The sequence below is a fragment of the Saccharopolyspora elongata genome, from assembly GCF_004348985.1.
Classification (GTDB): domain Bacteria; phylum Actinomycetota; class Actinomycetes; order Mycobacteriales; family Pseudonocardiaceae; genus Saccharopolyspora; species Saccharopolyspora elongata.
The window spans coordinates 1-528 of record NZ_SMKW01000257.1 but is presented as its reverse complement, the minus strand read 5'-3'; the positions used below and the strand labels follow the sequence as shown (position 1 = coordinate 528).

The 528-nt window shown below is 67.6% G+C and carries 1 pseudogene; it reads right to left on the bottom strand.

The window, feature by feature from the left end:
- Positions 1-484 (bottom strand): annotated as a pseudogene (locus E1288_RS48520) (hypothetical protein); the annotation flags it as partial.
- Positions 485-528 lie beyond the last annotated feature (44 nt).

Genomic DNA, 528 nt, shown 5'->3' with positions numbered 1-528 from the left:
CGCCCGACGGCACGCCGATAAGCGTGGGACCAGCGGTGACCGGATCCACCGCGCCCGGTGTGGGCAGATGCATTCCCGGCGACGGGGTGCCCGCTGCCGTACCAGGAGTGGCGCCCGGCCCACCACCCTGACCGAGCACTCCACCAACCCCCACACCCACGGCCGCGGTGGCGGTGGTCAGCGGGCCGATTCTGGTGGAACCATTACCGGAAATGCCGCTGCGGGCAGGCGCGGAGTCGGCATCGCTGCCATAACCCGAGTCCACATCACCGAAACCGCTTCCGGTGTCACCGGATTCGCTGCCAACGTAACCGGACTCGCTGCCGGTGTCACCGAACTCGCTGCCAACGTAACCGGACTCGCTGCCGGTGTCACCGAACTCGCTGCCAACGTAACCGGACTCGCTGCCGGTGTCACCGAACTCGCTGCCATAACCCGAATCCGAACCACTGACACCGGACCCGGGCTTGTCCCCCACCGGCACAACCGGAACCTCCGGCGCCTCGATAGTAGGGATGCCGGGACCAT